The organism is Streptomyces sp. BBFR51 (genome assembly GCF_044591655.1).
Lineage (GTDB): Bacteria > Actinomycetota > Actinomycetes > Streptomycetales > Streptomycetaceae > Streptomyces.
In genome coordinates this window covers 3,884,938-3,911,376 of the sequence record NZ_CP172448.1, presented here as the reverse complement: position 1 = coordinate 3,911,376, position 26,439 = coordinate 3,884,938, and the positions used below count along the sequence as shown (strand labels likewise).

General features: G+C 72.5%; 19 protein-coding genes and 1 pseudogene. 9 read left to right on the top strand and 11 right to left on the bottom strand.

The features are described 5' to 3' along the window. Positions 1-171: 171 nt before the first annotated feature. The 5 genes from ACGH7X_RS17690 to ACGH7X_RS17670 all read left to right on the top strand — a co-directional run bounded on the left by ACGH7X_RS17690 (position 172) and on the right by ACGH7X_RS17670 (position 8,561). A complete protein-coding gene (locus ACGH7X_RS17690) occupies positions 172-3,198 on the top strand; it encodes a hypothetical protein (RefSeq protein ID WP_399886311.1) in 3,027 nt (1,008 codons plus the stop codon). A gap of 175 nt (positions 3,199-3,373) precedes the next feature. Beyond that, positions 3,374-3,994, top strand: a complete 621-nt coding sequence (locus ACGH7X_RS17685) for a DUF4157 domain-containing protein (RefSeq protein ID WP_399886310.1) — start codon at positions 3,374-3,376, stop codon at positions 3,992-3,994. Between the two features lie 93 nt (positions 3,995-4,087). Next, positions 4,088-5,509: a hydrolase gene (locus tag ACGH7X_RS17680; protein ID WP_399886309.1), complete on the top strand. Its 1,422-nt coding sequence runs from the start codon at positions 4,088-4,090 to the stop codon at positions 5,507-5,509. Positions 5,510-5,583: 74 nt separating this feature from the next. Beyond that, the gene (locus ACGH7X_RS17675; protein WP_399886308.1) at positions 5,584-7,017 is read left to right on the top strand and encodes a ricin-type beta-trefoil lectin domain protein; all 1,434 of its coding nucleotides are present in this window, start codon (positions 5,584-5,586) and stop codon (positions 7,015-7,017) included. 98 nt (positions 7,018-7,115) lie between these two features. Beyond that, the gene (locus tag ACGH7X_RS17670) at positions 7,116-8,561 is read left to right on the top strand and encodes an RICIN domain-containing protein (RefSeq protein WP_399886307.1); all 1,446 of its coding nucleotides are present in this window, start codon (positions 7,116-7,118) and stop codon (positions 8,559-8,561) included. Positions 8,562-8,582: 21 nt separating this feature from the next. Here ACGH7X_RS17670 and ACGH7X_RS17665 read toward each other — a convergent pair whose 3' ends face one another. The 3 genes from ACGH7X_RS17665 to ACGH7X_RS17655 all read right to left on the bottom strand — a co-directional run bounded on the left by ACGH7X_RS17665 (position 8,583) and on the right by ACGH7X_RS17655 (position 12,263). After that, positions 8,583-10,556 (bottom strand): ATP-binding protein, encoded by a 1,974-nt coding sequence (locus ACGH7X_RS17665; protein ID WP_399897127.1) that lies wholly within the window; start codon positions 10,554-10,556, stop codon positions 8,583-8,585. Positions 10,557-10,693: 137 nt separating this feature from the next. Beyond that, the gene (locus ACGH7X_RS17660; protein ID WP_399886306.1) at positions 10,694-11,389 is read right to left on the bottom strand and encodes a DUF4255 domain-containing protein; all 696 of its coding nucleotides are present in this window, start codon (positions 11,387-11,389) and stop codon (positions 10,694-10,696) included. Between the two features lie 190 nt (positions 11,390-11,579). After that, positions 11,580-12,263: a LuxR C-terminal-related transcriptional regulator gene (locus ACGH7X_RS17655; protein WP_399886305.1), complete on the bottom strand. Its 684-nt coding sequence runs from the start codon at positions 12,261-12,263 to the stop codon at positions 11,580-11,582. 310 nt (positions 12,264-12,573) lie between these two features. On the opposite strand from ACGH7X_RS17655, the gene ACGH7X_RS17650 reads away from it, so the two are divergent. After that, complete coding sequence (locus ACGH7X_RS17650) at positions 12,574-15,825, top strand: AAA family ATPase (RefSeq protein WP_399886304.1); 3,252 nt, start codon at positions 12,574-12,576, stop codon at positions 15,823-15,825. A 34-nt stretch (positions 15,826-15,859) separates the two neighbouring features. Here ACGH7X_RS17650 and ACGH7X_RS17645 read toward each other — a convergent pair whose 3' ends face one another. From ACGH7X_RS17645 to ACGH7X_RS17630, 4 genes are all read right to left on the bottom strand, one after another. Then, the gene (locus tag ACGH7X_RS17645) at positions 15,860-16,741 is read right to left on the bottom strand and encodes an aminoglycoside phosphotransferase family protein (protein ID WP_399886303.1); all 882 of its coding nucleotides are present in this window, start codon (positions 16,739-16,741) and stop codon (positions 15,860-15,862) included. An 11-nt stretch (positions 16,742-16,752) separates the two neighbouring features. Then, positions 16,753-18,321, bottom strand: coding sequence for an MFS transporter (locus tag ACGH7X_RS17640; protein ID WP_399886302.1), 1,569 nt, complete (start codon positions 18,319-18,321; stop codon positions 16,753-16,755). A gap of 68 nt (positions 18,322-18,389) precedes the next feature. Next, on the bottom strand, positions 18,390-19,370 hold the full coding sequence (locus tag ACGH7X_RS17635; RefSeq protein ID WP_399886301.1) for a zinc-binding dehydrogenase: 981 nt from the start codon (positions 19,368-19,370) through the stop codon (positions 18,390-18,392). A gap of 58 nt (positions 19,371-19,428) precedes the next feature. Further along, on the bottom strand, positions 19,429-20,589 hold the full coding sequence (locus ACGH7X_RS17630) for an NAD(P)-binding protein (protein ID WP_399886300.1): 1,161 nt from the start codon (positions 20,587-20,589) through the stop codon (positions 19,429-19,431). 152 nt (positions 20,590-20,741) lie between these two features. Between ACGH7X_RS17630 and ACGH7X_RS17625 the strand changes: the two genes are divergently transcribed. Beyond that, positions 20,742-21,464, top strand: coding sequence for a pentapeptide repeat-containing protein (locus ACGH7X_RS17625; protein ID WP_399886299.1), 723 nt, complete (start codon positions 20,742-20,744; stop codon positions 21,462-21,464). Between the two features lie 57 nt (positions 21,465-21,521). Here ACGH7X_RS17625 and ACGH7X_RS17620 read toward each other — a convergent pair whose 3' ends face one another. Beyond that, entirely contained in the window at positions 21,522-22,022 is a 501-nt protein-coding gene (locus tag ACGH7X_RS17620; RefSeq protein WP_399886298.1) for a hypothetical protein, read from the bottom strand. Positions 22,023-22,244: 222 nt separating this feature from the next. Then, entirely contained in the window at positions 22,245-22,832 is a 588-nt protein-coding gene (locus ACGH7X_RS17615; protein ID WP_399886297.1) for a TetR family transcriptional regulator, read from the bottom strand. 127 nt (positions 22,833-22,959) lie between these two features. On the opposite strand from ACGH7X_RS17615, the pseudogene ACGH7X_RS17610 reads away from it, so the two are divergent. Together ACGH7X_RS17610 and ACGH7X_RS17605 are read left to right on the top strand one after the other, a co-directional pair. Continuing rightward, positions 22,960-23,250 (top strand): annotated as a pseudogene (locus tag ACGH7X_RS17610) (NAD(P)-dependent alcohol dehydrogenase); the annotation flags it as partial. Between the two features lie 38 nt (positions 23,251-23,288). Next, the gene (locus tag ACGH7X_RS17605) at positions 23,289-24,257 is read left to right on the top strand and encodes a GNAT family N-acetyltransferase (RefSeq protein ID WP_399886296.1); all 969 of its coding nucleotides are present in this window, start codon (positions 23,289-23,291) and stop codon (positions 24,255-24,257) included. 21 nt (positions 24,258-24,278) lie between these two features. Here the strand turns inward: ACGH7X_RS17605 and ACGH7X_RS17600 are convergent, their stop codons facing one another. Continuing rightward, positions 24,279-25,682, bottom strand: a complete 1,404-nt coding sequence (locus ACGH7X_RS17600) for a M1 family metallopeptidase (protein WP_399886295.1) — start codon at positions 25,680-25,682, stop codon at positions 24,279-24,281. 132 nt (positions 25,683-25,814) lie between these two features. Continuing rightward, on the bottom strand, positions 25,815-26,390 hold the full coding sequence (locus tag ACGH7X_RS17595) for a TerD family protein (protein WP_399886294.1): 576 nt from the start codon (positions 26,388-26,390) through the stop codon (positions 25,815-25,817). Positions 26,391-26,439: the final 49 nt, after the last annotated feature.

Below are 26,439 nucleotides of genomic sequence, written 5' to 3'. Positions count from 1 at the left end.
TCTTTCCCTGGTGGTCGGCTGCCGTTTCTCTTCAACATCGTGTGTTGAGTGTCAGTTCGCCAGGATGTCATCTTGCGATCACACCCGGTTGGGGAACGCGCCGTCCCGTCGCGCCGGGGGTCGTGGCCTTGCCGGGGCGGGGTGGTGACGGGCCGTCAGGAGGGGTTGTCCGTGTCGGACCGCTTGCACGAATCGCAGACCCGTCGCACGAATGCCACCGCTCCGGCCCGCAACCACCCGCGGGCGCAGCCGCCCCCCTTGGCCTCCTTGCAGGCCAAGGCGGGAAACCGGGCGGTCACCCTGGCGATCCAGCGTGCGGCGACCACGCGTGAGCAGTCCGGGACCGGAGTCCAGGAGCAGGCGAGCTCTTCGGCGGCGGTGGACGACATGGCGATCACGCCGGTGCGGGAGCCCGAGCAGCAGACCGGGGGGAAGGCTCAGGGGGAGGGCGCGAAGTCGCCCAAGGAGCTGGCCGTGAAGGCGGTGGCGGACCGGAAGAAGGACGTCGCGGACGCGTCGCTGGAGCGGTCCAGGGCCGCGGACGTGGTGTGGCAGCAGTCCGGGAAGGCGCTGGAGGCACGCGAGAAGGCGGCCGGCGCCCGGGCCGACCAGGAGCGGCACACGGGTGAGGCCGAGGCGGCGGAACGGGACCAGAGAACGGCCGAGGCCGACCAGCGGACGCATACGGGGACCGCCGACAAGGCGGATCAGGACCAGAAGCAGGCCAAGGCGGCTGCGCAGGAGCGCCTCGAGGCCATGGAAGCGGCGCGCGGCATGGCGGCCGAGGCTCAGAAGAAGGAAAAGAAGTTCACGCAGGAGGCCAAGGCGGCCGAGCAGGAGCAGACGAAGGCCGAAGCCGACGTGGTCAAGTTCACGCAGCAGGCCGAGGAGGCGGAGAAGCAGCAGAAGGCCGCCGAAGCCGACGTGGTCAAGTACACGCAGCAGGCCAAGAAGGCGGAGGAGGAGAAGAAGGCGGCCGAGGCCGCGGAGAAGCAGAAGGCGGCGGCCGGCGACAAGGCGTTGCAGCAGGCCGCGAAGGCCGAAGCCGAGGCGGAGGAGCTGGCCGGGGCCGACAGCGAGGTGGGGAAGTGGACCAAGGTCGCGACCGACGCGCTGGCCAAGGCGGAGAAGGCCGAGACCACCGTGCGGGAGCAGAAGGCCGAGGCCGGCACCGCGAAGAAGTCCGGGACGGCGGCCGGGCTTGACGCGAAGAAGTGGGAGAAGACCAAGGAAACGGCGCAGCAGCAGGCGGCGAAGGCCCGAGGCGAGGCAGAGCGACTGCTGAAGGATGCCCTTGAGGCGGAGATGGGGCATGCCCAGGCTGAGGCCGACGTAGCCACGCATGGCAGGGCCGCGGAGCAGGCGCGGGCGCGGGCGGCGGAAGCCGGCGCAACGGCGGAGGCGCACCGGACGACTGCGGCAGAGGCGCGGACGGCCGCGAGGCAAGCCGGTGAAGAGGCGGAGAAGCAGTCGGGGGAGGCGACCGAGGCGCAGGAGCAGGCTGCCGCCGCGGCGCGGCAGCAGGTGCGGGCGGGGACGACCGAGACCACGGCGAAGACGGCTCACACCGCGGCGAAGACGGTCCAGGCCGAGGCGGAACAGGCCGAGGCCGACGCGGCGAAGGCGAAGGCCGAGGCCGAGGCCGAGGCGGCGGAGAAGGCGGCCGAGGCGAAGATGACGCCCGCGGCCAAGGCGAAGAAGGCGGCCAAGGCGGAGAAGGCGGCCAAGGCGAAGAAGACCCCGGAAGACGCGGAGCAGACGGAAGAGCCGGGGACGTCGGATGCCGGGAAAACGGGCAAGACGACTATGGAACAGATCAAGCGCCCCTTCAGCTCCACCAAGATCAGGAAGTGGCTCGACCCGGCGGACACGGTGGTCCTGCGCGGAACTGCCCCGGTCGGAGCTCCGCTTCAGTCGCATGGGGCGGAGACCTCGAACACCGGGCTGGTGCGCTCCACCGCGCAGCAGGCGCAGACCGAGGCCGGGGTCAATGTGGTGAACGACGCACTGGGGGCGCTCAACGACGGACGTGACGCGTGGGCCGGTCGCAAGGGGAGCAAGGAAACGGGACCGAAGTCCCATCAGGACAGGAAAAAGGAGAAGTCGAAGGCCGTCGGCTTCACCACGAACGGTCTCATGACCATCAATGACGGCCCGAAAATCGCAAATAGTGCGATAAAGAATTCCGGCGACCTGGGAGGACTGGCTGCTCTCGGGGATGCCAGTGGCGTCCTCATCATGACGTTCTCCGGAATATTCGTTGTTCGTGACACCTATGTCGCTCTGCGGACTCATAAAAAGAAGGATGAGCTCAAGAAGCATTTCACGGGTGTAGCCGCAGCGCGGTCGGCCGATTTCCGGGTCCTGCTCGACAACTTGGGAGAGGCGACAGGGAATCTGGCCCGGGAATGCTCCAAACTGCCGGGCGCGCAGACCGAGTCGCCCGAGGACGCCCTGGACGGTATTCAGAACGAGCGGGACCGCATCGACGGGCTCAGGCAGGAACTGCTGGCGCACATGGCCAGTCTCAGGGATTACGCGGTGGGCAAGCAGACGGGGAAAGAGGTCAAGCGAGCCCTCAACGCGGCGGGCAACGTGGCGCGTACCGCAGCCGGCGCGGTGGTGATCGCGTCTGCGGTCGGGGCGGTCGGCGGCCCGGTCGGATCCGCTGTCGCAGGAGGCACGACGGCGGCAGCCCTGGGCGGTATCGCCGCCTACAAGGGTGGGAAGAAGTTCGCCAAACGCTATGAGGCGGTGCGGCATCCCGAAACGTGGGCCCGTACCACGGATCCGCAGGAAGGGGCCGAGCCGGAGGCCAGGGAGTTCGTGAAGTCCAAGGACGGCAAGGGCAACAGAAAGCGTGATGCGACGAAGGAGGGCTTCAACGTGCTGAAGCCCCTCGAACAGGGCGAGCGGCAGCTAAAAGCACAGGAAATTTATGCGCTCGCAGCCGGGCCGGCCGTCCCTGCGGGAAAGAACGTTCCCGACGACGTTCGCGCAAAGATGCGTGAGTTCCTCAAGACTCTCAACTGCGGACCGGACAAGCATCATCCCGAGAAGTACAATCCGGAGAAACACAAGCAGTCGGCCGAAGAGTGGGAGAATGCGCGCGAAGAGGAGTGGGCGAATTCACTCAACGACCCCGAGCGGCAGAAGGAGTGGGAGGACGAGATAGCGGCGCAGCTCTCCTCGGCCTGAGCGTCGAGCTGCTCAAGGACGGGACGAACGAGCGGTGTTCGCCCCTACGCCCCTGCCCTCAAGGCCTGCCCCCGCAGCCGTTGCGTCCGACGGACCGTGCGGGTAGACCTGCGAGAGGCGTCATCATGTGCCGACCCGAGTACCCAAGTACCCGCGTATCCGCCGAGGGAGCGTTGTGCGCACACACGGAACACAGGCTGCCCAACAGGCCGACAAGCAGAGCCCGGCCCGTCATTCCGCCGCGCCGGGCACCACGGCCGGCCGGATGCTGGCACTGCAGAGCCAGGCCGGGAACGCGGCGGTGTCCCGTGCCGTCCAGCGGGCCAGGCACGAGCACAGCCCCGGCTGCGGCCACGGCCAGGAGGCGGCCGACACCGCCGACGTGCAGCGCAGGGTTTCGGTGGACAGCGGCTTCTTCGAGGAGCCGCGGGTCTCGGTGGACGACGCGATCAAGACGCCCGGCAAGCCGCTGCCGGACCGCATCCGCGAACCGGCCGAGCGTGAGTACGGGATGAGTTTCGGGCACGTCACGATGCACGACAACGCGGTGGCCCAGCGGTCGGCCATGGACCTCAACGCGATCGCCTACACCAGCGGCTCCCACATCGTCGCCCAACGGTCCCTGGACGACGCGACGCTCTTCCACGAGGCCCATCACGTCTTCCAGCAGTCCCAGGGCAAGGTGGCCGGCACCAACAACGGGCACGGGGAGTCCGTCTCCGACCCGGGCCACTCCGAAGAGGTCGAGGCCGCGCAGGTCGGCGAGCGGATGGCCCGGGGCGAATCCCCGATGTGACCGGCCGTGCTACCCGCCCGGCGTGCCCTTTGGGGCAATCGACTCTGCCCCGGCTCCTGAGACAGGCCGCGGGGGCCTCTCTAAGGTCGGCTCGTGAGCCTGTGGACTTCGCTGGAGCCCGCGTCCGCGACTGTGGACCCCGGCAGTAGTACCCGTGTGCGCCTGAGGGTGCGTAATACCGGTGACGTGGTGGACGAGTACCGGTTCGAGCCGGTCGGGGACATCGCTCCCTGGACGACGATCGAGCCGCAGACGCTGCGTCTGTATCCGGGGACGACGGGGACGGTCGAGCTGACCTTCGCGCCCCCTCGTACGCCGGATGCGGTGGCGGGGCCGAACCCGTATGCGGTGCGGATCACGCCGACGGAGCATCCGGACGCGGTGACGGTGCCTGAGGGCAACCTGACGATCACCGCGTTCTCCGAGGTGCGGGCCGAGTTGGTGCCGCCGACGGTGAAGGGCAGGTTCCGGGGCCGGCCGAAGCTCGCGGTGGACAACCTCGGCAATACGAAGGTCACGGCGTCGGTCTCGGGCAGCGACACCGGCGATCACCTCTCGTACGAGATCCGTCCGGGGAACGTGCAGATCGAGCCGGGCCGTGCGGCGTTCGTGGAGACGACCCTCAAGCCCCGCCAGATCATCTGGTTCGGTTCGAAGGAGGAGCGGCCGTACAAGCTGGCCGTGCGGCGTTCCGGAGTCGACCCCACAGAGGTCGAGGGCACGTACGTGCAACGCGGGTTCCTGCCGCGCTGGCTGGCGACCTTCTTCGGGATCTTCGTGGCGCTCGCGCTCGCGTTCGTGATGATCTGGATCGCGTACAAGCCGCAGGTCAGCACCAGCGCGACGGAGCAGACGCAGCAGGCGGGCGCCGCACTCGCACCGAGCGCCAGCGCGTCCCCGGAGACCCTGCCCAGTTCGGCCGAGTCCGCGCCGGCCGATCAGCCGCAGGCGCAGGAGTCGGTCACCCAGGAGCCGAAGGACGACGGCGGCGGAGACAAGGGCGACGGCGACAAGGGCGGCGGCGAGTCCAAGGAATCCAAGAAACCGGTGCGTACCGCTGCCACGGCCGTGAAGGAGATCGCCGCCCGCAGCGACGGTCGGCACGTCTGCTACCGCGCGTACGTGGCCGACCAGGGTTGGCAGGACCCCATGTGCGACGGCGCCGAGGCCGGGACCGTGGGCAAGGGCCTCCCGATCAAAGCCCTGAACATCGCCGTGTCCGGGACCAAGGGCGTCACCGGCAACGGAGCCCACATCGTCGAGAGATATCCCAACGGTGCCAACTGGGAGATTGTCGACGACAAGGCCGACATGTACCTCGGCAGCACCAAGGAGGCGGTCTCGCCGATGGAGGGGTTCACTCTCGCGACCGGGGAGGGCATCGTCTGCGTGAATGCCCACGTCAAGGACAAGGGCTGGTTGCAACAGGGCTGCACCACGCCGGAGTGGCGCTACTTCGGCAGCAACATGGACACCGAGAAGCTGCAACTGGAGGCGGTCCGGATCACGGTCTGACGGCGTCGGCCGGGGCAACCAAGTTTGCCCTTGCGACTCCTGACGGCCCATCGGGGCTCACGTAGCGTCGGCGTGTGAGCCTTTGGACTTCCCTGGAGCCCGCGTCCGCCACCGTCGACCCCGGCAGCAGTACGCGTGTGCGGCTGCGGGTGCGCAACACCGGTGATGTCGTCGACGAATACCGGTTCGAACCCGTCGGGGACATCGCTCCCTGGACGACGATCGAGCCGCAGACCCTGCGCCTGTATCCGGGGACGACCGGCACCGTCGAGTTGACGTTCGCGCCCCCTCGTACGCCGGATGCGGTGGCGGGGCCGAACCCGTATGCGGTGCGGATCACGCCGACGGAGCATCCGGACGCGGTGACGGTGCCTGAGGGCAACCTGACGATCACCGCGTTCTCCGAGGTGCGGGCGGAGTTGGTGCCGCCGACGGTGAAGGGACGCTTCCGGGGCCGGCCGAAGCTGGCGGTGGACAACCTGGGCAATACGAAGGTCACGGCGTCGGTCTCGGGCAGTGACACGGGCGATCACCTCTCGTACGAGATCCGTCCGGGGAACGTGCAGATCGAGCCCGGCCGTGCGGCGTTCCTGGAGACGACCCTCAAGCCCCGGCAGATCATCTGGTTCGGTTCGAAGGAGGAGCGGCCGTACACGCTGGGTGTGCGCCGTTCCGGGGTGGATCCGACGGAAGTCGAGGGTACGTACGTCCAGCGGGGCTTCCTGCCGCGCTGGCTCGCCACTTTCTTCGGCATCTTCGTCGCGCTCGCGCTCGCGTTCGTGATGATCTGGATCGCGTACAAGCCTCAGGTCCGCACGAGTGCGACGGAGCAGACGCAGGAGGCGGGCGCCGCACTCGCGCCCAGCCCCAGCGCCACGCCCGAGACCCTGCCCAGCACCGCCGAGTCCGCGCCCGCCGAGGAACCCGAGCAGCCGGCCTCCGAGGAACCCAAGAACGACGGCGGCGGAGGCGGTGGCGGAGGTGGCGGTGGCGGTGGCGACCAGCCCAAGAAGCCCGCGGTGAAGCCGGTGGTGCCGGCCAAGAACGTCATGCTGCGCAACGCCACCACCAAGATGTGCGCCGACATTCCCGGACGGGAAAAGGGCAAGATCAACGGGGTCGTCCAGCAGGCCAACTGCCACGAAAAGGGCGACAACGAGTACTGGCACCTCGAGGTGAAGTACCCGAAGGGCGGTCCCGGCGGGGTTCCGCTCTTCCAGATCCGGAACACCACGGATCAGTTCTGCATGGATCTGGGGGAGTTCGGCGCCCGTCCCGTCGGCACGCCGATCATCGAGTTCCACTGCAAGGGCACGCTGGCCGACAACCAGCTCTGGTGGGTCGACAAGCAGGAGAGCGGCGACTACTGGATCCGGAACTTCGCGAGCAACAACAAGTGCCTGAACGTGAAGGGCCAGAACGGCGGGACCGAGACCCCGCTGAACATCGCCGACTGCACCAACACCGACGACCAGGAGTGGAAGATCATCCACCCGTCGAAGGAATGACGCGTGGTCCGAACAGCCGTTTGATCAGGCACCTCGGGGCACGCGTTCCTGCCCCGAGTGCCGCTGACGGACGGGGAGTTGCTCCATAGCCTCGCCTCGTGAGCCTGTGGACTTCGCTGGAGCCCGCGTCCGCGACTGTGGACCCCGGCAGTAGTACCCGTGTGCGCCTGAGGGTGCGTAATACCGGTGACGTGGTGGACGAGTACCGGTTCGAGCCGGTCGGGGACATCGCTCCCTGGACGACGATCGAGCCGCAGACCCTGCGCCTGTATCCGGGGACGACGGGGACGGTCGAGTTGACGTTCGCGCCCCCGCGTACGCCGGATGCGGTGGCGGGGCCGAACCCGTATGCGGTGCGGATCACGCCGACGGAGCATCCGGATGCCGTGACGGTGCCTGAGGGCAACCTGACGATCACCGCGTTCACCGAGGTGCGGGCGGAGTTGGTGCCGCCGACGGTGAAAGGACGCTTCAGGGGCCGGCCGAAGCTCGCGGTGGACAACCTGGGCAATACGAAGGTCACGGCGTCGGTCTCGGGCAGCGACACCGGCGATCACCTCTCGTACGAGATCCGCCCGGGCAACGTGCAGATCGAGCCCGGCCGTGCGGCGTTCCTGGAGACGACCCTCAAGCCCCGCCAGATCATCTGGTTCGGTTCGAAGGAGGAGCGGCCCTACACGCTGGCCGTGCGGCGTTCCGGAGTCGACCCCACAGAGGTCGAGGGCACGTACGTGCAACGCGGGTTCCTGCCACGTTGGCTGGCGACCTTCTTCGGCATCTTCGTCGCGCTCGCGCTCGCGTTCGTGATGATCTGGATCGCGTACAAGCCGCAGGTCCAAACGAGTGCGACCGAGCAGACGCAGGAGGCGGGCGCCGCACTCGCACCCAGTCCGAGTGCGAGTCCGGAGACGCTGCCCAGCAGTGCCGAGTCCGCGCCCGCCGAGCCGCAGGCGCAGCAGCCGTCGGCCACGCAGGAGCCGGAGAAGGACGACGGCGGCGGCGGGGACAAGAGCGGCGGGGAGTCCAAGAAACCCGCCAAGCCGGCCGTGAAGCCGGTGGTCCCCGCCCAGAACATCCTGCTGCGGAACACCACCAGCCACATGTGTGCCGAACTCCCCGGGCGGGAGAAGGGCGTGGCCGACGGGCCCGTCCAGCAGGCCGTCTGCGACGACACCGACGGGGACAACCAGATCTGGGACCTTGAGGTGAAGTACGAGAAGGGCGGGCCCGGTGGGGCGCCGCTCTTCCAGATCCGGAACATCAAGGACAAGTTCTGCATGGACCTGCCCAACCACGGTGCCGCTGCCGTGGGGACGCCCGTCACCGAGTTCACCTGTGACAGCACCACCGCGAGCGACAACCAGCTCTGGTGGGTCGACAAGCAGGAGAGCGGCGACTACTGGATCCGCAACTTCTCCAGCAACCAGAAGTGTCTCGGTGTGGAGGGCGCGAACGGCGGCGCCCTCTTCTCCAAGATGGTGCTCGACAACTGCAGCAACGTCGACGACCAGGAGTGGGAGATCATCCACCCGAAGAAGGGCTGACGGCCGAGGCGGTCCCGGCGGTCACCAGCCGCCTTCCCCCGGGACCAGTCTCCCGGCCTTGCGGTACTCACGGCGGGCGCCCTCAAGGAGGTCGTCCGCCGTCACCGTTCCCCCGCGTCCGGCGGCGAGATAGGCGGCGGTGACCACCGCGCTGCGGATCGAACCGCCGGCCAGCTCGAAGTTCCGGGCCAGCGGCCCCGGGTCGATGCCCTCGGCGGAGGGGACGTGCGACAGTCCGTGCCGCCACAGCGCCAGCCGCTGCCCGGCGTCCGGGAAGGGGAAGTCCACCACCAGGTCGAGTCGCCGGGTGAACGCCTCGTCGATGTTGGCCCGCAGGTTGGTGGTGAGCAGGGCGATGCCGTTGAAGGACTCCAGCCGCTGGAGCAGGTAGGCGCTCTCCATGTTGGCGTACTTGTCGTGCGCGTCCTTGACCTCGGAGCGCTTGCCGAAGACTGCGTCGGCCTCGTCGAAGAGGAGCACGGCGTCGGTGCGGTCGGCCTCCGTGAAGATCCGTTCCAGGTTCTTCTCGGTCTCGCCGACGTACTTGTCCACGACCGACGACAACTGGACCACGTACAGGTCGAGGCCCAGGTCGGCGGCGACGACCTCCGCCGACAGGGTCTTGCCGGTGCCGGACTCGCCCGCGAACAGGCCGAGGACGCCCCGCCCGCGCCCGCCGCCCGCGCTGAGCCGCCATTCGCCGAGGACCTGGTCGCGGTGGCGGGCGCGCAGGGCGAGTTCGCGCAGCTGGGTGAGGGGCTTGTCGGGCAGGACGAGGTCCCGCCAGTCCACGTCGGGCCGGATCCGCCGGGCATGGCTCTCCAGGCCGGAGGCGGACTGCAGGCGGGCGGCGAGCCGGACGTGGTCGGCGGTGAGCGGGGTGCCTTCGAAGGCGGCGAGGGAGCGGGCGCCGTGCGCGGCCCGCTGGATGCGGTCGCCGCCGAGCCGGTACGGGGCGACGGCGCCGGCCAGGTCGAACCCGTCGGCCTCGGCGCCCAGCGCGGCCCGCCAGGCGGCCGCGCCGCCGGCCAGGCGGCCCGGGGCGTCCAGGACCAGCGGGTCGGCCGGGGACCACTGCGGGTCGTAGGGGCGTGGGTCGGTCATCAGCACGGTGACGTCCGTCGCCGCGGTCAGTTGCCGCACCAGGGGCCCCGGCTTCTCGGGCAGGCCCGACACCACGACCGCCCGGCCGCTGAGGCGGGCCTCGCGCAGCAGCTCGGGGACGTGGTCCTCGGGCCCGGTGCAGCGCAGCGCGTCGGTCTTCGCGGCGTCCAGCACCGAGGCCAGGACGGCCAGGCCGTCGCCCTCGCGCGGTTCGCGCAGGTAGGCGGTGAGCGGGCCGTCGTGCAGCCGGGTGGCCAGACGGCGTACGAAGTCGTCGGCGCCGCCGGCCCCGGAGGCGGGCAGCGGGTCCGGCATCGGGACCAGCAGGCCGAGGAGCGCGGCGTCCGGGGTGTCGTCGCCGAGCAGGTGGCCGATCAGCCGGTCCGGGACCCGCAGTGAACGGGTGAGGAAGGGGCGCTCGGGCTCCTCCACCTCCAGCAGGCCGAGGGCGCGCAGCGGCGCGGAGGCGTGGAACCGGGAGCGGGCCGCGGCCAGGTGTGCGGGCACCCCGCACAGTTCGAGGGCGAGGTCCAGGGTGGCGCGACGGCGGCTCACGTCGTTGTTGAGGTAGCCGTAGAGCGGCTCGAAGGTGCGGTCGACGTCCGGGGCGAGGGCGATGAGCAGGACGGCGCGGTCCAGCTCGGTCAGCCCCCCCGTCCGTCCGGCCAGCCGCGCCAGCCGGTCCCCGGGTCCTGCCGGGCCGTCGACGGAGACCGGCTCGACGGCCCCGGGTTCGTCGCCGGACTGCCAGGTGCGCAACAGGTGGTGGACGGCCTCGTCGGACAGGTACAGGCCGCGCAGCGGGTCGTCGGCCGTGGGGTCGTCGGTGCTGCGGTGCTCGACCAGGGCGGTCACCCGTTCCCGCAGGACGGCGAGGCGCGCGAGCAGCACCCGGGCGGGATCGTCGTACGGGACGGAGGGGCCGGAGGGGACGGAGGGGCCGGACGCGTCGTACCGGCCGGACGTGTCGGGCACCGGCGCGGCGGGTGCGGCGGGTGCGTCGGGCGGCGAGTCGGCGTAGGGGGCGTTCACTGTCGGCCCGTACGGCGGTCGGTCGCGTCCTTGCGGCCCAGCGCCTTCTTGCGGGCGGCGCGGGCGGCCGCCACCTGGTGCGGCCGGTGGGAACGTCCGGTGGACATGGGCGGGTCGCCGTCCAGGCCGCCCACCAGAACCGTCGCGCCCTCGGTGACCGGGGGTCCGGCGTCGTAGTCGGGGACGGCCGGGAAGGGCACGGTGACCACCAGGTCGAGGGACGGCTTCAGCTCGCCGCCCAGGGCGGACCAGATCTCGGCGAGGGAACGGGACTCGGTGTGGACGCCGGCCACGGTCAGCGGCACCGACAGGCCCAGCGCGCCCAGCGAAGCGGGGAGTTCGGAGGGCGCCAGCGCCTCGTGGGGCAGCAGCGTCGCCAGTACGGCCGACAGCAGCCGGTGCTCGTCCTGCGGGGTCTTCGTCCAGGCCGTCACCAGGTACGACAGCCGGAACCAGCGGGGCGGCCGGCGGCGCTTGACGATGACGTCGTCCTGGTCGCGCACCGGCATCTGGCCGCGCTGGCGACGGCCCACGTCCTCACGGATGTCGTACAGGTAGCTGTTGACCACGGGGGCGTTGCGCCGGGCCGCCCAGTCACGGGTGGGTGCCTCGAAGGCCACGTCGATGCCCGAGCCCGTCAGCGCCCCGCTCTTGAGAAGGGATTTGAGGACTTCGTCCACCTCGTGGATCACGCTCGCGCTCCCGCCCTGCCCGCACTTGAGTCCGTACGGCCCGTCAACTGCCGTCGCCTGTCATACCAGTCACACCTGATACCGATCGTGCCCCGGGTGCCGTCCCGCCCGCACGCGCGCCGGGGACGACGGCCGGGCAGGACACCCTGCCCGGACGGTCCAAAGGGTCCGCTCACGATTGCCCGTTCGGTCAGATGTAGCCTTCCCGAAGGGCATAGGCCACGGCGTGGGCGCGGTTGCGCAGATGAAGCCGCGTGGTGAGACCGTGCATGACGTTCTTGACGGTGCGTTCGGAGTAGGACAACTTGCCGGCGATCTCTCCGGTGTCGAGACCCTCGGCGACCAGCCGCAGGACGTCCACCTCTCGGGGTGCGAGGCCCAGCGAAGGCGCGCCGGGGCGGCCCGCCGCGCCCCGGTGCAGGGTGCCCACCTGGCTGATGAGCCGGCCCAGCAGGTCCGCGGGCAGGTCGCCGTCGCCGCGGGAGGCGGCCAGTACCGCCTGCACCAGCCGGTGGGCGGTGGCCTCGTGCCGCCAGACGATGGCGCCGACTCCGCACTCGACGACGTCGAGCAGTTCGCTCTCCCTGATCGCGCCGATCACGAGCACGGCACGCGCGCCCTCGCTGCGCACGATCCGGCGCAGCCGGGTGAGCGCCGCGTCGTCGAGCGCGTCCTCGATGAGGAGGGCCACCGTGCCGGGGCCCGACTCCTCGCGCAGGTCGATCTCCGGGTGCCGGCGCAACTGGCTGATCGCGCCCTCGCGGCTGATCGGGTCCGGAGCGGTCACCGCCACCGGGACACGGCGGTCGGCGACGCCGACGGCTCCGCCGGAGCCGTGGGTGGATGTGGTGGTGTTCCGGGGTGAGTTGAGCAACCGTTTCCCCCCTGTTCACGAGCCCGCCGCACAGCACAGGCCGGTAGCGGATGTGCGTGTTCCACACTTATGTGACTGCTGGGACTTCGCAATCGTGGAGCACCACGAGGCACACCACGAGACCAGCGCGCCGGCCCCCACCAGTGGCCGCCGAGCGGGTGTCCCGGCAGGTCAGAAGGGTCCGTGCAAGGGCGCGTGGGCCCGTGGAGGCGGCCGCGCGCCACCGTGACCCGCGCCACTTCGCACCACCCTTCGGCGCACTCGTTCGTCTCACAGACCGGGGGAGCACCATCCACCACAGGAGGCACCGATGACCGGACCGCTCCGTGAACGCGACGACGCCCAGGCGCTGCTCGCCGCCGAGATCGAGCGCGCACGGGCAGGCTCCGGCCGCCTCGTCCTGGTGCGCGGGGCCAGCGGCACCGGACGCACCGCCGTCCTGGAGACCGCGGCCCGGCACGCCGCGGACCGCGGGCTGCGGGTGCTGCGCGTGCGCTGCTCGCCCGAGGACACCGGGGTGCCCTTCGCGACGGTCCTTCACCTCCTGGGTCCGGTACCGGAGTTCACGGACCCGGTGCCCGGCGGCGACGACCGGGGCAGCGCGGCCCGGCTGTGGCGGCTGCTGCGTTCGCAGGCGGACGAGGGCCCGCTGCTGGTGGCCGTCGACGACGTGCACCTCGCCGACGACTCCTCGCGCCGCTGGCTGGCGGAGGCGGCCCGGCGCGTCGACCGATTACCGCTTCTGCTGGTCGCCACCGAACGCAGCCAGTACGACATCGACCCGCGGCCCGCCGGGCTCACCCAGGCGCTGTCGCCGTCCCTCGTGCGCACCCACACCCTCGCCCCGCTCAGCGACCCGGCGGCCGCCGGGCTGGTCCGTGCCGCCTTCCCCGACGCGAGCGCCCGGTGGACGGCCCAGTGCGTGCGGGCCGGTGCGGGCAGCCCGCTGCTGCTGCACGCCCTGCTGGACGACCTGGGCGGCACCCCGCACCCCGACGGCCTCCCGCCGGTGCCCGACAGCTGCGCGGCGCTGTACCCCGGGTCCTATCCGGCCGCCGTCTCCTGGTGGCTGAACAGCGCGGGTCCGGCGACGGCCGACGTCGCCCGCTGCCTCGCGGCCCTGGAGCAGGCGTGGCCCGCCGCGGCCCCGCCGTCCCGCCGGGGCGAGCCGCGGCATGCCCTCCCGCACCCTCAGACGCCGCCGTTCGCCATCCCGCGCCGGCAGACCCACGAGGCATCGGCGGCGCGGACCCGCCGCCCCGTGAACATCGCCCCGGGCTGCCGGGACGTGTGGAGCGCGGACGCGGGGCGCGCAGAGCCCGATCCGGGCTACGGGGGGCCGGACCTGCGCGCGCAGCCCCCGGGGCCCCCGGAGTTCGGGGAGTTCTGGGAGTACGGCCCCTATCCGCACCCCGCCGAACTCGCCGACGAGGGGCGATACCCGTCGTACCCGGGCCCTGGCCCTGTCCCTGGCCCTGGCCCTGGCCCGTACGACGGTCGGCAGGAGCCCGTGCACGGCGCCGCCCACGGCCGTACCGATCCGCCCGCGCACGCGCCGGACCGGACGACCCAGTGGCGTACCCCCTCCCCTCCGTCCGGCGCCACCGACCCGGTCGACGTGCTCGCCGAGGCGGCCGGGGCCGATCCCGCGCGGATCGCCGGCTGGCTCGCCGCCATGACACGGCTCGGCCTGCTGCGCCCCGACGCGGGCGGCCGCCCCCGCTACGCGCACCCGCTGCTGCGCGACGCCGTGCTGAGCGGCTGGCCCCGGCCGCGCCGGGAGGCCGTGCACCGGGTGGCGGCGGAGGCCATGCTGCGCCGCGGCGACCGGGTCGAGGTGGTCGCCCGGCATCTGCTGCGCACCCCGGCCGTCGGCCTGACCTGGGCGCTGCGCGTCCTGCGGGACGCCGTGACGGTGGCCGTGCACGACGCCAGGCCCGCCGACGCCGTCGGCTACCTGCGCCGGGCGCTGGACGAGCCGTTGTCCGACGACCTCCGCCAGCGGCTGCTGACCGAACTGGGCTCCCTGGAGTACGCGTCGGCCGACACCCCGGCCGCCATCGCGCGCCTGGCCGAGGCCCAGCACCTGCCGGCCGAGCCCCGCAACCGGGTGCGTACGGCCGTCGCCCTCGGCACCGCCCTGGCCGGCCGGGGCGAGATCCGTACGGCGATGGAGGTGCTGCGCCGCACGGAGGGCCGGCTGTCCGGCCACCCGGGCCTGGCCCGCACCGTGCAGACCGCCACCGCGCTGCTGTCCGACCAGGACCTGGCGACCCGGCAGGAGGTGTACCGGTGGCTGGCCGAGACCGGTGAGAAATCCCCCGAGCTGGTGGGCACCGCCGGACAGGCCCTGCTCGTGCGGTACGCGGCGACGGCCGCGCTGGTCTCCGCCGAGGAGGCCATGACCCGGGTACGGAAGCTGCTCGCACAGCCCACCGACCCGCTCGCCGAGCCCTTCCTGCTGGGCACGGCCGCCGCGGTCGCCCAGTGGGCCGACGAACTCGACGAGGCGGACCGGCTCGTGGAACGCGGCCTGGCCGGACAGCACCCCTCGCTGCTGCATCCGATGCAGCACGCGCTGCTCAACACCCGCGCCGACATCGCCGCCGCCCGCGGCGACCACGCCCGGCTGCTCTCTCCCGTCCCCGGCCCCGGCACCGGCCCCTCCAACCGCGACGCCCACGCCCTGATGGCCCTCGTCCACACCGGCCGCACCGACGAGGCGCAGCGCTACGCCGACCGGTTCGACCTGCGCGAGGTGCCGGAGAACTGGGAGCTGAACCGCTACCTGTACGCGCGGGGCGTGTTGCGCGCCGCCACCGGCGACCTGGCGGGAGCGCTCCACGACTTCCTGGAGTGCGGGCGGCGCCAGGCGGCCCGCGAGGTGGTCAGCCCGGTCGTCACCCCGTGGCGGACGGCGGTCGCGGAGTGCCGGCTGGCGCTGGGCGGCGGACCGGAGGCGCTGGCCCTGGCGACGGAGGAACTGCGGCTGGCCAGGGTGTGGAACACCCCGCGCACCGTGGGCCGCGCCCTGCGCGTGCTGGGCACCGCGACCGGCGGGCGACGCGGTCTCGAGCTGGCCGAGGAGGCCGTACGGACCCTGCGGGACGCGCCCGCCGACACCGACATGGAGCTGATACCGGCGCTGCTCGCCCAGGGCCGCCAGCTGCTGGCCGCCGGTGAGCGCGGACGCGCCCGCGGCCGGCTGCGGGAGGCCGCCGAACTCGCCGAACGCAAGGGCGCCCTGCGCTGGCTCGCCCTGGCCGGGCAGGCCCTGCGCGAGGGCGGCGCACGCGGCCCGGTGGCGTCCCGCACCGGTGCGGGGGCGCTGACCGGCAGCGAGCGCCGGATCGCCGAACTGGCCGCCGACGGCCGCACGAACACCGAGATCGCCGATCTGCTGCACCTCGCCCGGCGCACCGTGGAGACCCATCTGACCAGCACCTACCGCAAGCTGCGGATACGGCGCAGGACGGAACTGCCGGGCGCGCTGGAGGGAGGCGGACGCCGGGAGCGGGAGCGGGAGCGGGACCGGCCCCGGGACGCGCACCCGCAAAGCTGACGTCCGGCGGCGGCCGCCCGACGCCGACGCCGGCTCACAGGTCGCGCAGCAGCCGCCCGATCTCCAGCTGTTCGGTCTCCAGGGGATCGCCGTCCTCGACGTTCCACAGGCAGTTCTGCAGCACGCGGCCGAGGGACCAGGCGCGGGCCCGCTCCCGGTCCAGTCCGAGGACCTCGGTCATGGCGTCGAAGCGCCACCGCGTCTCGGCCGGGTCGTAGCGGTTGTCGAGCGCGGGCAGCAGGTCGAACCCGGGATCGCCGGCCAGCGGCTTGGGGTCGATGGCGAGCCAGGGGGCGCGGTCGCAGGCGAGGACGTTGTCGTAGTGCAGGTCCCAGTGCAGCAGCCGGTCCCCGGGCTCGTCGGCGACCTCGCGCACGGCGGCGGCGCAGTCCGCGACCAGCCGCCGCTCCGCCGGGTCCGCGAGGCGCTCCAGTGTCGCGGGCGTGCGCTCCAGCATGCCCCGCGCGATGTCCCCGAGACGGCGCACGCCGGGCGGCGCGGGGGTCGCGGTGAGGTGGGCGAGCAGCCGGGCGATGACGAGGACGGCCTCGCGGGAGTCCGGCACGTCGCTGAGCATGCGGCCCGCGTCCAGGCGTTCCAGGAGCATGGTGCCGGTGGCCGCGTCGTGATCGAGCAGCCGCACCGCGCCGTCCCCGTCCCACACGCGCAGCGCGAGGGGCTCGCCCTCGGTCTCCGCGTCGAGGATCTGGAGCTTCAGCACGGCCTCGGTGCCGTCGCGGCGCACGACCGGCAGCACCAGCGCCGCCCACCCGTGCATCGACGGCCCGTCGAGCCGCAGCTCCCACCGCTGAAGGAAGCCGGCCGCCAGCGCGGGCAGCCCGTCGACGAAGGCGCGCCCCGCCTCCCCGTTGTACTTCGCCTGCGCGGCCGCGAGCCCCTCCGGAACGTCGATCACACCGCCCGACGCTACCGGCGCGGGCTGCGGTGGTCACGCGGGTTTCGCGACCCCGCGGGCGGCGGGGCCCCCGCCTCCTCGGGCGACGGCTCCGACGCCGGGCGGTCGGCCGGGGTGCCGTGCTTCGGGGCCTTGGCCGTGACCATCAGGCCCGCGACCACGGCGGCCAGCAGCATGACGCCGGCGGCCACCCAGATGGCGACCGTGTAGCCGTGGACGATGCCCTCCCGGACGATCAGCTCCCGCTGGGAGGGGTCGGTGAGGTGGGCGGTGATCCAGGTGGCGCTGGTGCTGGTCGCGATGGTGTTGAGCAGCGCCGTGCCGATCGAGCCGCCCACCTGCTGCGAGGTGTTGACCGTCGCGGAGGTCACGCCGGAGTCCTTGGGGGCGACCCCGGCGGTGGCCGTGGAGAACACCGGCATGAAGGTCAGGCCCATGCCGAGGCCCATCAGGAGCAGCGCGGGCAGGATCTCGGCGGCGTAGTCCGAGTGCACGGTCATCCGGGTCAGGATCACCATGCCGCCGGAGGCCAGGAGCATGCCGGGCACCATCAGCATGCGCGGGCCCACGTGCGGCAGCAGCCGGGCCGAGATCTGGGTCGAGCCGATGACGATCGCGGCGGTCAGCGGCAGGAACGCCAGGCCGGTCCGCACGGGGGAGTAGCCCAGGATGACCTGGAGGTAGTAGGTCATGAACAGGAACAGCCCGAACATGCCGATGACCGCCAGCATCATCGTCAGGAAGCAGCCGGCGCGGTTGCGCTCCCGGATGACGTGCAGCGGCAGCAGCGGCGTCGGCGCGCGGGTCTGCCACCACACGAAGCCGGCCAGGAGGACCACGGCCAGGACGAACAGGCCCAGCACCAGCGGGTCGGTCCAGCCGCGGGGCTGCGCCTCGCTGAAGCCGTAGACGAGGGCGACGAGACCGCCGCAGCCGAGGATCACGCCGGGCACGTCGAGGCGGGCACCGGAGTGGCCGGGGCGGTCGTGCAGCAGGACGAACGCGCCGATCACGGCGATGATCGCGATGGGGATGTTGACGTACAGGCACCAGCGCCAGTTCAGGTACTCGGTGAGCACGCCGCCGACGATGAAGCCGATCGCCGAGCCGCTGCCGGCCAGCGCGCCGTAGATGCCGAAGGCCTTCCCGCGCTCCCTGGGGTCGGTGAAGGTGGTCGTCAGCAGTGACAGCGCGGACGGCGCGAGGACGGCGGCGAAGACGCCCTGGAGGGCGCGGGCGCCGAACAGCATCGCCGGGGTGGTGGCGGCGCCGCCGATCGCGGAGGCGGCCGCGAAGCCGATCAGCCCGATGACGAAGGTGCGTTTGCGCCCCACCAGGTCCGCGACCCGGCCGCCGAGCAGCAGCAGACCGCCGAACGCGAGGGTGTACGCGGTGATCACCCACTGGCGGTTGCCGTCCGACATGTTCAGGTCGCGCTGCGCGGAGGGCAGCGCGATGTTCACGATCGTCGCGTCGAGGACGACCATCAGCTGGGCGAGGGCGATCACGACCAGCCCCCACCAGCGGCGGGGATCGGCCTCCGCGGGCGCGGCGGGTCCACCTGTGCGGGTGCCACTCATCTGGCCAGAAGACCATGAATCGGGGCGTATCGCATCCTGTTGGGCGGGCCGGCGCCGCTTGCCGACGGTCATGGTTCCAGCACCACCTTCCCGGTCGTCTCCCGGTTCTCCAGCGCGCGGTGCGCGGCGGCGGCCCCGGCCAGCGGGAAGCGCTGCACGGCCGGGGTGAGCCGCCCTTCGGCGGCCTGCGCGAGGGCGCGCAGTTCAAGGGTGCGTACGGGGTCGGCGCCGCCGGTCCGCTGCATCATCACGGGGCCCAGCACCTGCTGGGAGACGCCGTCGACGAGGTAGGGGACGCCGTCGTGCAGGCCCTGGCCCGACCAGCCGAAGACCAGGTGCCGGCCGCCCGGCCCGAGCAGGGCGACGGCATCGCGTGCCACGTCCCCGCCGACTCCGTCGAAGACGACGGTGGCACGCTCCCCGTCCAGGTGGGCGCGCACCTTCGCCGGCCACGCGGGGTCCTTGTAGTCGACGGCGAGGTCGGCGCCGTTCGCGGCGACGCGAGCGGCCTTCTCCGGGCCGCCCGCGAGGCCGACCACCGTGGCGCCGGCGTTCCTGGCGTACTGCACCAGCAGCGTGCCGATGCCGCCGGCCGCGGCGGGGATCACGGCCACGGAGCCGGGCCCGAGGCCGGCGAACTGCAGGATCCCCATCGCCGTACGCCCCGTGCCGATCATGGCGACGGCCTCGGCGAAGTCCAGCCGGGCGGGGATCTCGTGCAGGCGGGCGAGGTCGGCGACGGCGAGTTCGGCGTAGCCTCCGGGCGCGAAGCCGAGGTGGGCGACGACGCGACTGCCCAGCAGGCTCTCGGGCGTGCCCTCCCCGAGGGCGTCGACGACGCCGGCGACCTCGCGGCCGGGGATCGTCGGCAGGTCGGGGAGGGCGGGCGTCGGGCCCTGGATGCCCTCGCGCAGGGCGGTGTCCAGGAGGTGGACGCCCGCCGCGCGGACGGCGATCCGGACCTGGCCCGGACCGGGCGCGGGGTCCTCCACCTCGTCCAGGACGAGGTTCTCGGCCGGGCCGAAGGCGTGCAGACGGATGGCGTGCATGGGTCCTCCAACGGATCCGGGACGAGGGAGCGACGGGTACGGACCCCACCCAACGACCTCAAGCCCGCTTGAGGTCAACTTCCCGGCGGCCGAGGGCGAGCGATACCGCGGTCAGGGCGCTGTTGAAGGAGACCTCGGAGAGCAGACCGGGCGCGGCGACCTGGTCACCGGCGAGATACACCCCCTCGCCGCGGTCGACGGCGGGCCGGTCGCGCCAGGTGGTGCCGGGCAGGTCGACGGCGCCGGTACGGCCGTTCGCGACCGCCTCGCGCCGCCAGGTCAGCCGCTCGCGCCAGCCGGGGAAGCCGAGGTCGAGCAGTTCCTCGGCCCGCGCCGTTCCGTCGGCCTTCGACTCGTCGGGCGCGATGGGGATCTGCCCCTGGATCAGCTGCTCGCCCGCCGGCGCCAGCGTGCGGTCCTGCGCGGTGAACCGCTCGATCCAGCCCGGCGCGTCCAGGTCCGAGACCGCGAAGGCGTCACCGCGCCGGGTCCGTACGGCCAGGTCGACCAGGGCGGTGCGGCCGCTCGGCCAGGTCAGCGAGGAGTCGTCCAGCAGGCGGCGGGCCGCGTCGAGGGAGGTGGCGACCACGACGGGTGTCTCGGTGGGCAGCGTCTCGACGCGGGAGAGCGTCTCCACCCGGACGCCGAGATTCCAGGCCAGGGCGGCCATCCGGTCCACGACCCCGGCCCAGCCGCCGCGTGGGTAGTGCGCCTCGGGCGGCAGCTTGGCGGCCCGGCGCAGCCGCTCCTGCACGAAGGCCGCGGACAACGACCCCGGGTCGTGGTGGAACAGGGCGACGGCGCAGTAGTGGGCGGCGGCCCGCGCGCCCTCCTCGCCCGCGATCGTGGTGGCCCAGGTCAGGAAGTCGGTGTCGACGGGCGCCGGCCTGACCCCACGGCGCAGCAGCTTCAGCATGGCGAAGGGCGGGGTACGGCGCAGCGCGCCCTTGTGGCGCAGCCGCAGCCGGGCCGCCTCCAGCGGTGGGATGGGCGCGAGCGGGCCGATCAGGTCGCGCTGCCGCAGCCACGCCCAGTGCGGGCCGCCGTTGTAGAGGGCGTGCGGGCCGTCGTTGGTCCGGTAGGGGCCGTCGGCCGTCCGGGCCCGCCCGCCGAGAGTGTGGTGGGCCTCGTGGACGGTGACCCCGGCGCCCGCCTCGGCGGCGGTGATGGCCGCGGTCAGTCCGGCGAAGCCGCCGCCGATGACGGTGATGCGATGCATGGCTCGGGTTCTCCCTCGGGTCGGGGTCGCCTGCGCGGCGCCTGTCTGCCAGTACGACGGCCGAGGGGGCCCCGCTTGTGACATGCCGCCGGGCCAGGAGACGTTCGCGCAGGCCGGCGCGGGTTGTCAGTGGCGGGGTGCAGCATGGGGGCATGGCGAGGAGAGCGGCGGGCGGCGGCGGGACGGGCACGCGTGCGGGTGGGGGCGCGGGTGCGGCGAAGGTGCGGGCGGCGCGGCGCCCGGAGCTGCGGCTGCCCCCGCTCCGGCCGTACGAGGACGGGGGACTGGAGCCGGACGGGGACTACGACGCGCTGGAGTTCCTGGAGACGGACCTCGCCGGGCAGGACGGCGCGGGCGCCCGCTTCATGGACTGCGCGCTGACGGGGTGCGCGCTCGACGAGGCGTCGCTGCCCCGGGCCCGGCTGCTCGACTCGGTCCTCAGCGGCGTACGGGGCGTGGGCACGAACCTCGCGGAGGCCACCCTGCGCGACGTCGAGCTGCTCGACGCCCGCCTCGGCGGCACCCAGCTGCACGGCGCCGTCCTTGAACGGGTCCTGATCCGCGGCGGCAAGATCGACTACCTGAACCTGCGCCGGGCCCGGCTCAAGGACGTCGTCTTCGAGAGCTGCGTCCTGGTCGAGCCGGACTTCGGGGGCGCCCGCCTGGAGCGGGTCGAGTTCGTGGACTGCGCCCTGAAGGAGGCGGACCTCAGCGCGGCCACCCTCGTCGACGTCGACCTGCGCGGCGCCGCCCCGCTGGAGCTGGCCCGGGGCGTGGACCGGCTGTCGGGCGCCGTGATCAGCCCGGCCCAGCTCCTCGACCTGGCACCGGTGCTGGCGGCCGAGCTGGGGGTGCGGGTGCTGGCGGGGGAGTAGGCCCCCCGGCCCCCGCTCGTGGACGCCGGTCCGGGCGTCCACGGGCGCCGGTCCGCGTCAGGCCAGCCGGGGGAAGCGGGCCTGGAGGGACCAGATCGCCGGGTTGTCCGCCAGGTCCTCGTGCATGTCGGTGAGGTCGGCGAGCAGATCGTGCAGGAAGTCCCGGGCCTCCCGGCGCAGTTCGGTGTGCGAGAAGGACAGCGGGGCCTCGTCCGCCGGCAGCCACTCCGCCTCGATGTCGACCCAGCCGAAGCGGCGCTCGAAGAGCAGGCGGTCCGTGGACTCGGTGAAGTCCAGCTCCGCCCGCTGCGGCCGGGCGGCCCGGGAGCCCGCCGGGTCCCGGTCGACGTGCTCCACGATGTCGCACAGCGCCCAGGCGAAGTCGAGCACCGGCACCCATCCCCAGGCTGTGGACACCTCCCGGTCCGCCTTGGTGTCGGCGAGGTACACGTCCCCGCAGAACAGGTCGTGCCGCAGCGCGCGGACGTCCGCGCGGCGGTAGTCCGTCTGCGGCGGGTCCGGGAAGCGGGTGGAGAGGGCGTAGCCGATGTCGAGCACGCAGGTGATGGTGTCACGGCCGTGAGACCGGTCGCCGCCCGCCACTGACACGTCACGGTGGCGTACGGAGTACGCGTCGTGAGCCGTGCCGGTCGTGCTGTTCGTCTCCCGGCTCACCCGGCACCAGCGGGACCGCGCCCCCGGGAACGCCTGAGCGGACAGGGGACAAGGGGGAACGCGGGACACGCGACGCCGGCCGCCGGAGCCGGGCGGTGGCCCCGGTCAGTCCGGCGAGGTGGCGCGGCGGACCGCGTCGCGGAGCAGGGCGCGACGGCGTTCGTGCGTCTGCGCGGGCTCGTCGGCGGTCGCCGCGTAGACGTTGCTGACCGGTGACCAGGCCATCGACATGGCGATGACGACGGCCAGCACGTCGAACGGGTCCCCCGGCCGCACCCGCCCCGCCGCCTGGGCCTCGGCGATGGCGCGCAGTTTGGCGTCGTCGCGACGGTCGGCGTCGTCGACCAGGTGCCCCGCCGGACGCCGCTCCAGCCGCGCCCAGGTGGCCAGCCGGATGAGGTCGGGGCGGCGCAGATACTCGTCGTAGAGGCGCACGGCCCAGTCCGCGAGGTCGTCGGCGTCGATCGGCACGACGTTCACGATGCGGTCGAGCGACGCGAAGAAGATCGCGTCGAACAGCCCGTCCTTGTTGCCGAAGTAGCCGTAGAGCTGCGCCTTGTTGGTGCGCGCGGCGGCCACGATCCGCTCGATCCGCGCCCCGGCGATCCCGTGTTCGGCGAACTCCCGGGTCGCGACGTCGAGGATGCGCCGGTGGGTGGCGGCTCCGCGTGAGGTCAGGGGCTGGTCGGGCATCCCCGCAGGGTACCGGACAGAACAGTTGGTTTGCCTTTCGCTGCATCCGCGCTACGCTCGGAACAGAAATAGACCGAACAGTCTGTCTGAAAGAGCGGGGAGAGCCATGAGGACCACTGCGGGCTGGCTCGGCCCCTACCTCCGCCTGGTCGCCATGGACGGCACGCTCAGCCACCTCGGGTACCTCGGACCGGTCACCGTGGACACTCTCGACCTGCTCATCGGCCGCAAGAAGCTCAGCTCCGCGGGCAGCGGCGGCAGCAGGACGACCGCCGAGATGCTCGCCTTCTGCGCGGCACACGACATCACCGCCGACATCGAACTCCTCCCCTCCGCCCGCGTGAACGAGGCCCTCGACCGCCTGACCCGGGGCGACGTCCGCCACCGCTTCGTACTCGACCTGTCCGACCTGGACTGACCCGGGCGGCGGGGCCGACGCCCGGATAGGTTGCCCCCGTGATCCTCACCCCGCTCCCGCTCCCGCTCACCCCCGACCACGACATCCCGGGCCCCCTGCTCACCGAACTCACCGCCCTCTACGCCTCGAACCACGCCTTCCACGCGCTCGGCGGCGACTTCCCGGACCCGCACGACATCCGCCCGGAGCAGGTGGCGGCCTCGCTCGCCGACGAACTGGCGCGACCGGGCGCCGAGGTGCTGCTCGCCAGGGACGCGGGCCGGCTGGCCGGGGTCGCGGTCACCCTCGCCCGGCATCCCGACCCGGCCGACCCGGACCCGTGGATCGGGCTGCTGATGGTGGACGCGGGCCTGCGGCAGCAGGGGTACGGCAGGCGGCTCGCGTCCCTCCTCGAGGAGCGCTTCCGGTCCCGGGGCCGCACCGCCGTACGGCTCGCCGTCCTCGACGGCAACACCGACGCGCTCGCCTTCTGGACGGCCCTCGGCTACACGGCCGTCGACCACCGCCGCGACCTCGCTGCCGGCCGCCCCTGCACGGTGCTGCGCAGGGAACTGGACAGCGCCGAGCCGCGCACCCCGCGCCGCGCCGCCCGCGTCGCCGTACTCGATCCCGAGGGCGCGGTCTTCCTCTTCCGCTACGACAACATCGAGGTCGGCGTGCACTGGGCGATGCCCGGCGGCGGCCTCGAAGCGGACGAGAGCCCCCGCGAGGGCGCCCTGCGCGAGGTGCGCGAGGAGACCGGCTGGACCGACCTGGAACCGGGAGCGCTGCTCTGCACCTGGGAACACGACTTCACCCACCTGAGCGTCGGCCCCGTCCGCCAGCACGAGCACATCTACGTCGCCCACGGCCCCCGCCGCGAGCCCACCGGCCCCCACCTGGCCGCCGCCCACGCCGCCGACGGCATCCTCACCTGGCGCTGGTGGAGCCGGGCCGAACTCGCCGAGGCCCCCGAGCCGCTCTGGCCGCCGGACCTGGCCCGGCTGCTCGACGCCTACGAGGGGTGAGGCGCCCGGCGGGGCGGTGCCTCACGGGGACCCGGGCCTGCCGTCCCCGCGCAGCCAGTCCTCCCAGACCTCCGAGAAGTCCTCGTCGGGCGCCGACTTCTCGACGTACGCCGTGAAGTCCCCGGTGCCGGCGTTGCCGTGGCGGTGGGCGGCGGCCCAGCCCCGCAGCAGCTTCCGGAAGGCGTCGTCGCCGACCGTCTCGCGGATCTTGTGCAGGACCATCGCGCCCCGCTGGTAGACGGGGCTGTCGGAGATGTGCGCCGCGTCGGGCGGGTCAGCGGGCGGAAAGGCCCAGATCGACTCGTTCGCGGCCTCGTCCGGGTAGTACGTCCCGTCGTAGAGCGCGTCGAACGTCTCCTGGGCGGTGTCGCCGCCGTGGTCCTCCTCCCACAGCCACTCCGCGTAGGTGGCGAAGCCCTCGTTCAGCCACATGTCCTGCCAGGTCTTCGGGCTGACGGAGTTTCCGTACCACTGGTGCGCCAGTTCGTGGACGAGCAGGACGGTGTCGGGGGCGCCGGGGAAGTAGGGCCGGTTCTGGGTCTCCAGGGCGTAGCCGGCGTCCTCGGCGCGGTCGACGATCGCGCCGGTGGAGGAGAAGGGATAGGGGCCGAAGTTCTCCTCGCCCCACTCCACGATCTCGGGAATCCGCTTCAGCACCGTGCGGCTCGCGTCGGCCTGCCGCGGGTCGACGGCCGTGTACACCGGCAGACCGTCGTCCGTGGTGGAGCGGTCGGTCTCCCACTCGCCGACGGCGACCGTGACGACGTGGCTCGACATCGGCTCGGCGGTGTGCCAGGTGAACGTCGTACGGCCGTCACGGGTCCGCTCATGCGTCAACTCGCCGTTGGAGACCGCGCCGAGGCCCTGTGGCACCGTCACCGCGAGGTCGTACGTCGCCTTGTCGGAGGGATGGTGGCTGCCGGGGAACCAGGCCATCGAGCCCGTCGGCTCGCCGAGCCCGACCGCGCCGTCGGCGGTGGGCAGCCAGCCCTCCTCGGAGTCGTCGGGATCGGTGATCGTCTCCGGCTCGCCGGAGTAGCGGACGCTCACGCGGAACGTCTCCCCGTCGTCCAGCTCGTCGGCCGGGCGGACCGTCAGCTCCTGCCCGGCCCGGTTGAAGCGGGCGTCCCGGCCCTCGACCGCGACCTTCTCGACGTCGAGGCCCTTGAGGTCCAGGTTGAAGGCGGACAGGTCCCGGGTGGCGCGCGCGGTGATCGTCGCGGTGCCGGTGAGGTGCTCGGCCTCGGGGTCGTAGTCCAGGACCAGGTCGTAGTGGCCGACGTCGTAGCCGCCGTTGCCCGCCTTGGGGAAGTACGGGTCGCGCACGCCCGAGGCGCCGGGGTGCCCGTCGACCGCGCCGCCGCCACTGCACGCCGCGAGGGCGGTGACGGTGGCGGCGGCTACGAGCAGACGGGGGGTGCGCACGTCGTGATCCTATGCGGCGTTTCACGTGAAACGCCCGTTCAGAGCGCCTGTTGGCGTCTGCTCCGGTGACGCCGAAGGCCCCCCGGCGGACGACCGGGAGGCCTTCGTACTCGGCGAACGGGCGGGTGAACGTCAGACGTTCACGCCGAAGTCCTGGGCGATGCCCACGAGGCCCGAGGCGTAGCCCTGGCCGACGGCGCGGAACTTCCACTCGGCGCCGTTGCGGTACAGCTCGCCGAAGACCATGGCGGTCTCGGTGGCCGCGTCCTCGGACAGGTCGTAGCGCGCGATCTCGGCGCCGCCGGCCTGGTTGAGGATGCGGATGTAGGCGTTGCGCACCTGGCCGAAGTTCTGCGAGCGGTTCTCGGCGTCGTAGATCGAGACCGGGAAGACGATCTTCTCGACGTCGGCCGGCAGGCCCGCCAGGTTGACGTTGATCGCCTCGTCGTCGCCGGCGCCCTCGCCGGTGCGGTTGTCACCGGTGTGGACGATCGTGTTGTCCGGCGTCTGCTTGTTGTTGAAGAAGATGAAGTGGGCTTCGGAGTAGACCTTGCCCTCGGGGTTGACCGCGATCGCGGAGGCGTCGAGGTCGAAGTCTGTGCCGGTGGTGGTACGGACGTCCCAGCCGAGGCCCACGGTGACTTCGGTCAGGCCCGGAGCCTCCTTGGTGAGCGAGACGTTGCCACCCTTGGACAGGCTTACAGCCATTGTTGGGAGTCCCTTCCCTCGTTTACGTACGGCAAGAAAGCTACAGCTA

Bases quoted from the DNA above. Each gene is read 5' to 3' on its own strand.
- ACGH7X_RS17635 (WP_399886301.1), bottom strand. From the start codon at position 19,370: ATGCACGCCATCCGTCTGCACGCCTTCGGCCCGGCCGAGAACCTCGTC.
- ACGH7X_RS17625 (WP_399886299.1), top strand. From the start codon at position 20,742: ATGGCGAGGAGAGCGGCGGGCGGCGGCGGGACGGGCACGCGTGCGGGT.
- ACGH7X_RS17650 (WP_399886304.1), top strand. From the start codon at position 12,574: ATGACCGGACCGCTCCGTGAACGCGACGACGCCCAGGCGCTGCTCGCC.
- ACGH7X_RS17640 (WP_399886302.1), bottom strand. From the start codon at position 18,321: ATGAGTGGCACCCGCACAGGTGGACCCGCCGCGCCCGCGGAGGCCGAT.
- ACGH7X_RS17615 (WP_399886297.1), bottom strand. From the start codon at position 22,832: ATGCCCGACCAGCCCCTGACCTCACGCGGAGCCGCCACCCACCGGCGC.
- ACGH7X_RS17595 (WP_399886294.1), bottom strand. From the start codon at position 26,390: ATGGCTGTAAGCCTGTCCAAGGGTGGCAACGTCTCGCTCACCAAGGAG.
- ACGH7X_RS17630 (WP_399886300.1), bottom strand. From the start codon at position 20,589: ATGCATCGCATCACCGTCATCGGCGGCGGCTTCGCCGGACTGACCGCG.